General features: G+C 40.5%; 9 protein-coding genes, 7 tRNA genes, 1 rRNA gene and 2 other annotated features (1 of these 19 cut by a window edge). Of the genes, 14 read left to right on the forward strand and 3 right to left on the reverse strand.

The features are described 5' to 3' along the window. Window positions 1-8 precede the first annotated feature (8 nt). Window positions 9-124, forward strand: a 5S ribosomal RNA gene (rrf, locus tag B5Y67_RS00125). Window positions 125-632: 508 nt separating this feature from the next. Here the strand turns inward: rrf and B5Y67_RS00130 are convergent. Both B5Y67_RS00130 and B5Y67_RS26085 read right to left on the reverse strand, forming a co-directional pair. After that, window positions 633-1,862, reverse strand: a complete 1,230-nt coding sequence (locus B5Y67_RS00130; RefSeq protein WP_242975763.1) for an RNA-guided endonuclease TnpB family protein — start codon at window positions 1,860-1,862, stop codon at window positions 633-635. A gap of 563 nt (window positions 1,863-2,425) precedes the next feature. Further along, complete coding sequence (locus B5Y67_RS26085; protein ID WP_282432735.1) at window positions 2,426-2,548, reverse strand: hypothetical protein; 123 nt, start codon at window positions 2,546-2,548, stop codon at window positions 2,426-2,428. Between the two features lie 582 nt (window positions 2,549-3,130). Here B5Y67_RS26085 and B5Y67_RS00140 point away from each other — a divergent pair. From B5Y67_RS00140 to B5Y67_RS00175, 8 genes are all read left to right on the forward strand, one after another. Beyond that, entirely contained in the window at window positions 3,131-4,408 is a 1,278-nt protein-coding gene (locus B5Y67_RS00140; RefSeq protein WP_088224597.1) for a glycosyltransferase family 2 protein, read from the forward strand. A gap of 103 nt (window positions 4,409-4,511) precedes the next feature. Next, window positions 4,512-4,587: transfer RNA gene (locus B5Y67_RS00145), tRNA-Val, on the forward strand. A 21-nt stretch (window positions 4,588-4,608) separates the two neighbouring features. Beyond that, a tRNA-Asp gene (locus B5Y67_RS00150) sits at window positions 4,609-4,684 on the forward strand. A 10-nt stretch (window positions 4,685-4,694) separates the two neighbouring features. After that, window positions 4,695-4,770: transfer RNA gene (locus B5Y67_RS00155), tRNA-Phe, on the forward strand. A gap of 5 nt (window positions 4,771-4,775) precedes the next feature. Further along, window positions 4,776-4,850 (forward strand) — tRNA-Gly (locus tag B5Y67_RS00160). Window positions 4,851-4,862: 12 nt separating this feature from the next. Then, window positions 4,863-4,936: transfer RNA gene (locus tag B5Y67_RS00165), tRNA-Cys, on the forward strand. Window positions 4,937-4,944: 8 nt separating this feature from the next. After that, window positions 4,945-5,032, forward strand: a tRNA-Leu gene (locus tag B5Y67_RS00170). Window positions 5,033-5,036: 4 nt separating this feature from the next. Next, a tRNA-Val gene (locus B5Y67_RS00175) sits at window positions 5,037-5,113 on the forward strand. Window positions 5,114-5,279: 166 nt separating this feature from the next. On the opposite strand, the gene B5Y67_RS00180 is transcribed toward B5Y67_RS00175, so the two are convergent. Continuing rightward, the gene (locus tag B5Y67_RS00180) at window positions 5,280-5,750 is read right to left on the reverse strand and encodes a hypothetical protein (protein WP_088224598.1); all 471 of its coding nucleotides are present in this window, start codon (window positions 5,748-5,750) and stop codon (window positions 5,280-5,282) included. A gap of 260 nt (window positions 5,751-6,010) precedes the next feature. Here B5Y67_RS00180 and B5Y67_RS00185 point away from each other — a divergent pair, with 260 nt between their 5' ends. The 5 genes from B5Y67_RS00185 to thrS all read left to right on the forward strand — a co-directional run bounded on the left by B5Y67_RS00185 (window position 6,011) and on the right by thrS (window position 12,642). After that, window positions 6,011-7,462, forward strand: coding sequence for an aminotransferase class I/II-fold pyridoxal phosphate-dependent enzyme (locus B5Y67_RS00185; protein ID WP_088224599.1), 1,452 nt, complete (start codon window positions 6,011-6,013; stop codon window positions 7,460-7,462). 4 nt (window positions 7,463-7,466) lie between these two features. Continuing rightward, the gene (gene speE, locus B5Y67_RS00190) at window positions 7,467-8,321 is read left to right on the forward strand and encodes a polyamine aminopropyltransferase (RefSeq protein ID WP_088224600.1); all 855 of its coding nucleotides are present in this window, start codon (window positions 7,467-7,469) and stop codon (window positions 8,319-8,321) included. 276 nt (window positions 8,322-8,597) lie between these two features. Beyond that, entirely contained in the window at window positions 8,598-9,341 is a 744-nt protein-coding gene (locus B5Y67_RS00195; RefSeq protein WP_088224601.1) for an MgtC/SapB family protein, read from the forward strand. A 157-nt stretch (window positions 9,342-9,498) separates the two neighbouring features. Beyond that, window positions 9,499-10,371: a putative sporulation protein YtxC gene (locus B5Y67_RS00200; RefSeq protein ID WP_088224602.1), complete on the forward strand. Its 873-nt coding sequence runs from the start codon at window positions 9,499-9,501 to the stop codon at window positions 10,369-10,371. 79 nt (window positions 10,372-10,450) lie between these two features. Then, window positions 10,451-10,664, forward strand: a binding site (T-box leader). 49 nt (window positions 10,665-10,713) lie between these two features. Next, window positions 10,714-12,642, forward strand: coding sequence for a threonine--tRNA ligase (gene thrS, locus B5Y67_RS00205; protein WP_088224603.1), 1,929 nt, complete (start codon window positions 10,714-10,716; stop codon window positions 12,640-12,642). A gap of 36 nt (window positions 12,643-12,678) precedes the next feature. Continuing rightward, window positions 12,679-12,748: a sequence feature (ribosomal protein L20 leader region), on the forward strand; it runs 61 nt beyond the window's last position.

The following is a 12,748-nucleotide window of genomic DNA, read 5'->3' on the forward strand; positions in this document are numbered from 1 at the left end:
CTCAGAGATCTGGTGATCATGCCGGAGGGGTTCCACCCGTTCCCATATCGAACACGGAAGTTAAGACCTCCAGGGCCGAGAATACTTGGGGCATTGCCCCTGGGAAAGTAGGTCATCGCCAGGTAAACAAGCGACAGACTGCCATATTGGCAGTCTGTCTGTGTTTCATGAAAGTAAAGGTTAAGTTAAAGTAAATATAATAAGTGTTTAGGGAAGAAGTCCGGGGCTCCACCCGTTCGGATCCACATTGCTGGAGAATGTGTCACAAGTCGCAATGTGGCGAAAANGTTCGGATCCACATTGCTGGAGAATGTGTCACAAGTCGCAATGTGGCGAAAACCTCGTACTTCGCCACGAATCAAATTGTAAGTTTTAAATTTATCTCCAGATACATCTCTAGTTGCTTCTAAATTATCTGATGGTGAACCTCCCCTACCTACACTTCGTTAAGAACGAAAACACTGTTTTCGCCGTAGGATAGGGGCTTCCGGCAATCCCATAATGCATGTCTCAAGGGTATCTCGTTAGAGATGCCTCACCTGATAGGCGTGAGTCCATCATTTCGGTAAGACCGGCAACTCTATGCATTTGCCGCATACAGGCCAGGTTCATGGCATCTACTACTTCTTACCTTAGGCAATCCGTAGATACTTTGGCTCTTCTACATATACTTCTCGAAACACCCCATATTTGTAGTTGCTCAAGATATTCTTGGCTCCGTGAATATCACGGTGTTCTCGATATCCACAAGTACACCTATAATTTCTAGAGGAGGTTTTCTTTCTTCTCCCACAAACAGGACATGTTTGTGTTGTATAGGATTCATCGACCTTTTGAAAACTTATCCCTTCGACTGCCAATTTATAGTATAGGTACGTGGTGGTTCGTCCAAAATGCCACTGAGACATTTTTTGATTATGTTTACGTGAACGTTTGTGCTTGTTCTTTTTCTTTTTCTTTTTCTTTTTCTTTCTGGGTGAGGTATGTCGCTCGATGCCTTCAACGTTGCCGACAACAACTTCCTTGACGTTATTCTCTAGACACCAGTTTACAAACTCACGGGTGGTTTTATGTAGGGTCTCCATCAACTGGGCATCACTTTTGCTTAAGATATAGGTCAAAGCCCGTCGGTACTTTTTCCATTGACGGGACCCTTTTTGGCATTTAGCGATCTTTTTTTGAAGTTCCTTCAGTTTCTTGTTACGAAAACGTTTGATACTTCGGAGCTTACGACCCGTGATGATCACTCCTTGGCCGTTATCACAGACTGATGCAATGGTGTGAATTTCTTCCAGATCGATGGCCGCGATATTCACATGATCGTTTTCGTTTGGAGAGTTACCGTCATCGTAAGTTATAGCCAATTGAAGACCGCGGTCATAGATGAGTTCGATCTCTTTAAGTTTACCGGAAGGCAACTTTTTGATCTGGACAGTGATAGGTTTCTGACGTTTGCTGTTGAGAAGTCCCAAACTTAACTCAACTTTTCCGTTGTTACCCATGCGAAAGCCGTCCTTTTTCCACTTGGTATTGAAATGCTTCTTATGTTTGTACGGGTAACGAATTTTAGTGAATCCCATTAGCTTTGCCTTATGGGCATTGTCTCGAGCATCAAGGTATTTTTCGAAGACTCCTTGAATGGACTGACTGTGAATTGGGTATTGACCTTTCGTCGCTAAATGCAGCGTCCCACGGTCAATCCAGTGACCGGTTCGTTGAAAATGTTCTTTGGCCAAGCTTAGACAATCATTCCAAATTTGAGCCGACGTGTGATTACAGGCAAAGAGACGGTTAATATTAATTTGGGAAGTCTGGAATTTAGTTTTTAAGACACGGATTATCTTAACCACCACCTCGACCATTCGTTCGCGTTATCCTTATTTTACCACAACGAGAACGAATTCAGAACAGGCGTTCTGCAATAATTGGGGGGCAGCGATTCATCTCGCCACCTATAGAGGATGGGAGTCTTCTCGCCGCAAAAAGATAAACAATTTTAATTATTATTTAGAATCATGGGAAATTATATGTTATTTGACGTTCATTTGAGGGTCGACACATGGCAGGAGAGTAATTGTCGCTAGGTCGACGGCGAAAACCTTATAGCTGACCATGAAGTTGTTACTTCGAAAGTCAGTGGATCGATAAAATTAAATCCGCACCATGTTATTAAAGAGAGACTTTCAACAAGAAAAGTAAGAGCTTGCTGAAAGCAGAAGCTAGAGTGACATGATAATTAAAAGACTACCTCATCTGAGATAGTCTTTTGTACCAAAAAATTAGTAAAGAAATAAATGTTTAAATAATGCAGCTTGTACTTCAATGGGAAGCTCATTTAGTAATACAATTTTCAAGGCTTGAATTAATTGTAATTACTTTACTTGTTATCGAGATAAAATGTTAGTTGAACTAGTTGCTTTGAGTTTTAGGTTGACAATTGATCAGCATGAATTGCTTTTTCATGCTTTTCAGCTTCGTAGCCAAAGCGAAATCTTTGGTTACAATAAGAACAGTGAATAAATTTACCATCCTCTGATGGAATTGGCATATTAACCACCTCCTTGGTGAGAATTTTAACCATCATGATAGGAATTTAAACTTATTTGCATAAAAGTTGATCATCTTCTAAAGCGCCTCATAAAGTAAAAGTGAGGTGATGAATATGTGGCGGAGATGGATTGAGATACTGAATATAGAATTCTACTGGTGGAAAAAAGACATAATTCGACGATTTAGGTTGGATACACCGGCATGTATATCGGGTATACTACTTTTATCGTCTGCTATTATTTTGCTGGTTATATTAGGTAATGGGGCAGCTAAAATCTTTCGGGATTTTGTTCCCTGGATATCTGGACGGCAGATTGGGGAGGTTTACTGGCAATCGATTAGTTTTGGTATAAAAGCTGCATTAACATTCATGATATTTAGTGGGTCATTAATAGCTTTTATTTTTTTTAAAATAATAGGACGAAGATAAACATGACAATAATAAAAAATTATAGTTCTAAGAGACAAATATGGAAAATAAATGTAATACATAGATAAAGTGGATAAAGTTCTTAGCAACTATTCTTGCATAGGTCAAAATCCTATGTTAGAATTTATTGGTCAGAAGGGGGTCAGTTAGGTGGATTTGTTCTCTGGGCTTACGGTAACACAGTTATTTAACGTAATTATGATTCCGGTCCAAGTTATTATTATTTTTTTGACATTTTATTATTTTGTTTTGTCTATGTTTGGACTGTATAGGAGACGAGAGGATAAGATTCTAACGCCTGAGAAGAGTTTTGCCGTTGTTGTTGCTGCTCATAATGAGGAAGCTGTCATCGGACCGCTTGTAGAGAATCTGAGGATGCTGGATTATCCTAAAGAGCTCTTCGATATTTTTGTGGTCGCTGATAATTGTACGGATAAGACTGCATTAATAGCTCGGAATGCGGGAGCCATTGTTCATAGACGTTTTAATACTGAAAAACGTGGTAAAGGTTATGCCCTTGAATGGATGTTCCATCGCCTTTTCAAAATGGAGCGCCAATATGATGCAATCGTAATTTTCGATGCTGATAATTTAGTAAAAAGCAATTTTCTCTTTGAAATGAACAGTAAACTTTGCCAAGGACATAAAATAGTTCAATGTTACTTAGATTCAAAGAATCCAATGGATACATGGGTGACGAATACATTTTCCATAGCATTTTGGGTAACAAACAGATTGCTGCAACTTGCAAGGTATAATACGGGGCGGCTTTCAAACGTTCTTGGCGGGACAGGCATGTGCATTTCAACCGATGTTTTGAAGGAATTTGGTTGGGGAGCTACGTCTCTGACAGAAGATCTTGAGTTCAGCATGAAGGCGTTAACCCATGGTATTAAAACCACTTGGGCTCACGATGCTGTCGTTTATGATGAAAAGCCTTTAACCTTTATGCAGTCTTGGTATCAAAGAAAACGTTGGGCTCAGGGACAAGTAGATGTAGCGGGAAGATATTTCTTTCCCCTGATACTTAAAGGTATACGCGAAAGAAAAATTATGTATTTTGATGCCGCAATACATCTCTTTCAGCCTGCTCTTGTAATGATCGCAACATTTTTTATGATGACGAACTTTATTTCCGCCTTGCAGTCAAGTTATACTCATGTCTTTACTTTAGTAATGCCTTGGACAGGGTGGCAAATACTTTCTTCAATTCAATATCTTTATCCTATCGCAGCTTTGGCTCTGGACCGGATACCTTGGAAAGCCTATGTAGGCCTCATTTTGTATCCTGTTTTCATCTATAGTTGGATTCCTATTGTCTTTTTGGGATTCATTAATCGTAAGGATAAACAATGGTCACATACTAAGCATACTCGTTCCATTAATATTGAAGATGTCGTTAAACAAAAAAAGGTATCCACAAGTTAGTTGCGAATCTACCATTTTGCTGGTTTAAGGACAGAGAACCATTTTAAAAAAAAGTTTTGACACGGAAGACTTTTTTGTGTATACTGATAATCGTCAGTCGCCCGGGTGATTAGCTCAGCTGGTAGAGCGCCTGCCTTACAAGCAGGATGTCGGCAGTTCGAACCTGTCATCGCCCACCAATTTGATTCAAGACTGAAAGTGGCCCCGTGGTGTAGCGGTTAACATGCCTGCCTGTCACGCAGGAGATCGTCGGTTCAATTCCGATCGGGGTCGCCATTTATTGTATGCCTCGGTAGCTCAGTCGGTAGAGCAGAGGACTGAAAATCCTCGTGTCGGCGGTTCGATTCCGTCCTGAGGCACCATCCATGCGGGTGTAACTCAGTGGTAGAGTGTCACCTTGCCAAGGTGAAAGTCGCGAGTTCGAATCTCGTCACCCGCTCCATTCAATAAAGTTGGCGGCATAGCCAAGTGGTAAGGCAGAGGTCTGCAAAACCTTTATCCCCAGTTCAAATCTGGGTGCCGCCTCCAAATATTTTGCCGATGTGGCGGAACTGGCAGACGCACGGGACTTAAAATCCCGCGGGTTAATAGCCCGTACCGGTTCGATTCCGGTCATCGGCACCATTATGGGTTTGTAGCTCAGCTGGTTAGAGTACCGCGTTGACATCGCGGGGGTCGGAGGTTCGAGTCCTCTCAAACCCACCATAATTCATCTATAAACCCGCTGTTCATGCGGGTTTAACTGTTTTATAGAGGCTTTCCCCCCTTTGCTAATCATACGAAATAAAACTAAGCCCAGCTCGCCTGTGGCTTTTTCTATGCCCTGATTTCAACTCTTAGCCAACTGTAAACCGCCATACGCTGAATCTATTTATCTCGTAGGAGGATTGGCACTGCGATTTGTTTCTCCTAGAAATTTAATAACCACTGCCACAGTTAAGCCGAAAAATCCATGACTAAAGAAGCACATGATTTTGCTAAGCGATGTTTTTAAATCCTTAACTACCTTGAAATAGCTAAACAAATAAGGAATTATTCCTCCAAATGTTCCTAAAAGAAAGCCTTTCAAGATATGAGAACGTTTGTTGAAGGACAATAGATAGGTAATTAATATGCCTCCGGTTGTGCAAAAGAATGTACTAATTATATGCGATAACCACACATCGTTTTTTGTGCTCCTGAATACCCATTTTCTGCAATTTAGGACTTGACGGGACATCGAGTGCAATGAATTTTTTACAAGACCAAATTTGACAAACAAATAATTGCTTGACATAATGGCCAGCTCGCCAAAAAGACCGGAAATTAAGCCTAAGATTAACTTACTTCGTATTTTTATCATTATCAAGCCTCCATGAAATAGTTCTTAAACTATTCGACAATCCTATTCCCCAAATTTGCGAAAGCCTCTCTCGTTGATATTTTGGATAATGTTTAATATACTATTAATGTTGTTTTTTAGAAGAATATTATTCTAATGTTTAGAACTTTAAATCTTTGAGACAAATCGTATTGTTGAAATTCTATCCTTTTTGTAGGAAAATGAAATCGTTTCATAGGACAACAATTATCAGAATAAGGTAAGGAAAGGCGGTGCTTTACATGCATTCCCTTTGGCAAGGCAAGGCACCCATTTATGAGGCATTGCAAAATTATCAATCTATGAGAGTAGTACCCTTTGATGTACCTGGACACAAGCAAGGCAGAGGAAACCCTGAACTTGTAAAGTTTCTGGGACAACAGTGCCTATCGGTGGACGTTAACTCCATGAAGCCTCTTGATAATCTTGTTCATCCTGTTTCAGTTATCAAAGAAGCAGAAGAATTAGCGGCAGATGCGTTTGGAGCAGATCACGCTTTTTTTATGGTTAACGGTACTACGGCTGCTGTTCAGGCTATGATTATGAGCGTATGTAAACAAGGCGAAAAAATAATTATGCCTCGTAATGTCCATAGAAGTGCAATAAATGCACTTATTATCAGCGGAGCAATTCCTGTATATGTTAATCCCGGTGTAAATAAACAATTAGGAATACCCTTAGGAATGTCGGTGGATGATGTAAAGCATGCTATAGAAGAAAATCCAGATGCTAAGGCTATCTTTGTTAATAATCCGACCTATTACGGGATTTGCTCGGATTTAAAGACTATTACTGAACTTGCCCATTCCCATAATATGTACGTTTTAGTTGATGAAGCCCACGGCACCCACTTTTATTTTGGTTCTGACCTGCCTGTGAATGCAATGGCAGTTGGCGCTGATATGTCAGCGGTCAGCATGCACAAAACAGGCGGATCACTAACCCAAAGCTCGTTCCTGTTGAAAAGCAATCGTCTTGGTACAGGTCATGTGCGTCAAACGATTAACTTAACCCAGACTACCAGCGGCTCTTATTTGCTCTTGTCGTCCCTGGATATTTCCAGACGTAACCTTGCCTTGGATGGAAAAAATATCTTCAACAAGGTATCCTCTCTGGCTCACTATGCTAGAGATGAAGTCAATAAAATTGGTGGTTACTATGCTTTTTCGAAAGAACTAATTAACGGGGATTCTGTGTTTGATTTTGATCACACCAAGCTTTCTGTTTACACCCGTGAGATAGGGCTGGCAGGAATAGAAGTTTACGATATTTTACGGGATGATTACGGGATACAGATTGAATTGGGCGATATCGCCAATATATTGGCGATAATTTCTGTGGGGGATCGCGAGTTAGCTTTGGAACGACTTGTATCATCACTATCGGAAATTAAGCGACTCTATACAAAAGACAAATCCGGGATGCTTGATCATGAATATATTAATCCCGATGTCATAATGACGCCACAACAAGCCTTTTACTCGCCTCAGCGTTCTGTTGAACTTAAGGAAAGTGATGGACATATATGTGCAGAGTTTGTGATGTCTTACCCGCCGGGTATTCCAATTTTAGCTCCAGGTGAACGGATAACCGATGAAATTATTGATTATATCTCCTATGCTAAGGCTAAGGGATGTTTTCTAACCGGGACGGAGGATATGTCGGTTAAAAGTATCAAAGTATTGGAGGAATAATAACATGGAATTGTGGTATACAGAACAACACACGGATAATGTTCGTTTTTCTATTAAGGTGGATAAACCTCTGTATACGGGTCAGAGTGAATTCCAAAGGATAGATGTTTTTCATTCTAAAGAATTTGGGACTTTTTTTACTTTAGACGGCTTAATGATGGTTACTGAAAAAGATGAATTTATCTATCATGATATGATTGTTCATGTTCCAATGGCGACAAACCTAAACACAAAGAATGTTCTGGTTATTGGGGCCGGTGATGGCGGAACGGTAAGAGAACTTACTCGCTATAATTCAATTGAACGAATTGATATGGTTGAAATTGATAAAATGGTGGTTGATGTGTGCAGGGAATATTTGCCCCAAACTGCCTGTAAACTAGACGATCCACGGGTGAAACTATATTTTGAGGATGGGTTAAAATTTGTACGCTCCAAGGAAAATGCATATGATCTAATTATCGTTGATTCCACCGATCCTTTTGGACCGGGAGAAGGTCTATTTACTAAAGAATTTTATGGTAATTGCTTCAAGGCACTTAAGGAGAACGGTATTCTGGTTAACCAGCACGAAAGCCCCTATTATGCTGAGTATGCTCAGTCAATGCAGAGGGCTCATAAACGGATCAAAGAATTCTTTCCGGTTTGCAGAGTCTATCAAGCGCATATTCCAACATATCCGTCAGGACATTGGTTATTTGGATTTGCCTCCAAAGTATATGACCCCGTAAAGGACCTAAACGAGCAGGCATGGAATAGTTTGGGGATAAAAACAAAATATTACAACACTGAGATTCATAAGGGATGCTTTGCTCTTCCTTCGTACGTAAGGGAGCTTCTGGTAAGCGAAGAGAAATAATTTTTTAGGCATACCTATAATTCCGGAATAGAAAAAAGGCTGTAACAAAATTTTTTTGTTGCAGCTTTTCATGTATTTGGAGGTTGCATTGCCCAGAAAAATAACATAATATTTAGTAATCAAAATATTAGAATTTTTTATAAGATTAAAGGAATTGAACCTATGATAACGAATAATTGATTTGAGTAATCATCATAGAAAAGGCCTCGCCCTCGAATCATTAATTTATGTTATTAAGCGATAGATATTACAATCACAGTAAGGATGTGAAAAACAGTGCATATTACGGATTATGAAATTGCTTTAAGGTTATTGCTGGCTTGTATTTTTGGAGGAATTGTCGGTCTTGAACGAGAACGAAATGATAGTTCGGCAGGATTTAGAACTCATATTTTAGTAAGCTTAGGCTCAGCGTTGATTATGATTTTATCAATGTACGGCTTTACTAATTTCACGTCAGTTAACAAAGATCCTGCTCGCTTAGCTGCGCAAGTTGTCTCAGGGATCGGTTTCTTAGGAGCCGGCACAATCTTGCGAGATAAAACATCGATCAGAGGCTTGACGACTGCAGCATCCCTATGGGTTGTCTCAGCTATTGGCTTGGCGACTGGAGCCGGGTTCTATTTTTCAGCTACATTGGTCACCTTTTTAGTGTTCATTACTCTAGAGCGTATAGTAGAAAATTATTTTTTTAGAAATAGTACGACAATTAAGGTTGTTGCAGTCAATGGAACGTGCCGAGTTAAAGAGATAAACAGGGTTATTGAGTCTCACAACATTGTTCCGCAAAATATTACCATGGTTCTGCAAAATGAAGAACAAAATAAAACGGTTATACTGTTTAAATTGAGAACTCCCTTTCGCAAACTCGACGTGGAAAACCTGATTGGGGATATTAACGAAATTGACGGCATTTATTCTGCAGAACAAGAATTTAACGATGATAGAGACTCTATTCGATCTCTTTTCCCTCGCAAGAAATCGGTGTCCCAGAAGGATAGTAACAATTGCTCAATGTAAAACATGGTTAAAACAGAATAAAAATGCTATAAATTGGAAATATTATGGAATGTCCGAAATACCTTTTGAAAATATATTGTTTAAAAGGTATTAACAGATTGGCCCAATCGAAATATGGCTTCATTAGAGTCATATACTCTAATATGGAGGGGTGCCAGTGGAACATTCCGTGCAGTTGGGTACGCAAAGATACCATGACAGTATATGTAAGTCCTTAAGGGAATTGAGTAAACGTGAATGTCTCCCTTTACAGATAATTGAGCAGCAACACGGAAAGCGTTGGCTAATTCAGTGTAAGTTTCTTGCTACGTCTCTTGCGGGGACTGACAATGAAGAAATGGTCCAGAAAATCCAGCGATATTATTTAGCGAATGCCTTAGCGGAGACGATCTTGCTGCATTGGGAGAAAGAACATGTACGGGGAATCCTTAAAAAAAATAGATATTTAATTGATGATAATGGTCAAGAGATTCTAAACAGTGCTCTGGAATATTTGAATAAAGGTTTGGGCCAGGATCGTGCCTATCGTATCAATCGTAAGACAAAGCTTGTAACTCAAATCTTAAGTTGTCTTAATCAGTCTTTGATTTTCGATCTTGAAGGTTTTCTAAGTTTCCGGGCCCAGGAATATAAGCATGACGTCAGTAAAGCTGTGGAGTTTGCCATCGAAGAGTATATCGTAGAAAAGGAGTATCTGGAATTTATTCAGCTCTTAAAACATTTTGTCGACACCCAGACGCCGCAATTAGAGAGGCTGCATGTAGGAATGACTTCGAAAGGTGAGTTTCATCTTTATGACGAGGACGGAGAGGATATAACCCGCGACTACCTGGAAGATTATCAACTGGATAATTTACATGAGTTAGGTTACGAAGACCTCTTAGTAAGTTCCCTGATCGCAGTAGCTCCAAGACAGATCACTTTGCACATTCGTTATAATGGGTATAAAGATACATTACAGACCATAAGGCGAGTTTTTGGTAATAGAGTTCGTGATTGCGGAGGCTGTTCTTTATGTAAGGATTTTTGACAAATAAGCAAGGTTTTTGTATAATTAATCTATTCGCTTGGTATATTAATCTTAATAGAACTGTTTCTAAAGTAATTACTTTAAATCGCTGAAAGGGAGAGTATCCTGATCTTAAGTGCTAGAGAAGAAATGCCGCGGCTGTAAGCATTTCTCACAAAGGTTCAGGTGAAGACCACCCTTGAGTGCAGGGCTGAAATAAGTAAGCTTTGTCGTTTCCCGCGTTAAGGGGAATCGAGTGGAAGGAATATCCTTTCAGTTGGGTGGAACCACGGGAGTAAACTCTCGTCCCTAGTTGGGGCGAGAGTTTTTTGCGTTTATCGAAATTTGTTAGGAGTGATAGCAATGATTCAAGTAACTTTAAAAGATGGCTCAATACGTGAGGTTGAACAAGGAACGACTATAGCAGAATTGGCTGCCTCTATTTCGCGTGGTTTAGCTAAAGCTGCAGTTGCTGGAAAGGTAAATGACAAATTAAAAGACCTTTCTTATCCTCTTATGGAGAATGCGGCAGTTGAGATCATCACGCTGGACAGCGAAGAAGGATTGGAGGTTCTTCGACATTCAACGTCTCACTTAATGGCCCAGGCTGTAGAAAATTTGTTTCCCGGAACAAAGTTGGGGATAGGACCAGCTATTGCCAAAGGTTTTTATTATGATTTTGATTCTGAGCATGTGTTTACCCCTGAGGATCTTGAGAAAATCGAGAAAGAAATGAAACGCCTGGCAAAGGAAAACTACACTTATCAACGTAAGGAAGTATCGCGTACCGAGGCTCTGGACTACTTTAAAAAACTTGGTGAAAATTATAAAGTGGAACTTATTGAAGGGCTTCCCGAAGATGCTACCATTTCCATGTATACTCAGGGGAATTTTACGGATCTTTGCGCAGGTCCCCACATCCCATCAACCTCAATTATTAAAGCAATTAAACTCATGAGTTTGGCAGGCGCCTATTGGCGAGGTAATGAGAAAAATAAGATGCTGCAGCGTATTTACGGCACAGTCTTTGCTAAAGCAGCTGATCTCGAAGATTATCTATTCAAATTGGAAGAGGCCAAACGCCGCGATCATCGTAAGTTGGGCTTAGAACTTGATCTTTTTAGTCTTCATGACGAAGGCCCTGGATTTCCCTTCTTCCATCCTAAAGGAATGGTTTTGCGCAATGCTCTTGAAGATTTCTGGAGACAGGAACACCGCAAGCGGGGCTATCAAGAAATTAAGACTCCGATCATTCTCAATCGTTCCCTCTGGGAACAATCTGGTCACTGGGATCATTATAAAGAAAACATGTATTTTACGAAGATTGATGATCAGGATTTCGCAGTTAAGCCTATGAACTGTCCGGGCGGTATGATTATGTACCGGACCAAATTGCGCAGTTATCGGGATTTGCCGCTGCGAGTCGGAGAATTGGGACTCGTTCATCGCCATGAACTATCGGGTGCACTCCACGGTTTGCTGCGGGTTAGAAACTTCACTCAAGATGATGCCCATATCTTTATGCTTCCGTCCCAGATTAAGGAGGAACTTCTTGGGGTTATTGAACTGGTAGACACCTTCTACAAAGTGTTTGGTTTTGAATATCATGTAGAGTTGTCCACCCGTCCTGAAGATTCTATGGGTTCAGATGAGGATTGGGAAGCTGCAACTCGGGCGCTACAAGAGGCCCTCGTAGAAAGAGGTTTGGATTATAAGATCAATGAAGGCGACGGAGCTTTTTACGGACCAAAGATTGATTTCCACGTTAAAGACTGCCTGGATAGGACTTGGCAGTGTGGTACCATACAGCTTGATTTCCAAATGCCGGAAAAATTCGACCTAACTTATGTCGGTGAGGACGGACAAAAACATCGTCCGGTTATGATTCACCGCGTGATCTATGGTAGTATTGAACGATTCATAGCACTTTTGACTGAACATTATGCTGGAGCTTTTCCAACCTGGTTAGCACCTGTTCAGGTTCGTATTTTGCCGATCAGTGAGCGGCATCAGGGCTATGCCAAAGCATTAGCGGCCCGTTTCAATGAATTAGATATAAGAGTTGAAACCGATGAGCGTAAAGAGAAAGTTGGCTATAAAATCCGTGAGGCCCAAACTGAAAAGATTCCTTATACCTTGGTTGTTGGAGATCAAGAAGCCGAGTCGGATACCGTTGCTGTACGTCGTTACGGTCAAGGGGATGCCGGAGAGAAAATGACAGTAGATGAGTTTGTTAATCTTGTCCAAGATGATATAAAAAATAAGAAGCTTTTAACAGCTCTGGCCCAATAAAAGTTGACAAAACTTGAGAGTTGATATAAAATGTTCGTTGTCAAGTAGAAGCCATCCGCTTCTCACCTTACGGCTAAAGTCGGTAAGGTATCTTCTGGGCTTGGGC

This window comes from Desulfosporosinus sp. FKB, assembly GCF_002196705.1.
In the GTDB taxonomy this organism is placed as follows: Bacteria; Bacillota; Desulfitobacteriia; order Desulfitobacteriales; family Desulfitobacteriaceae; genus Desulfosporosinus.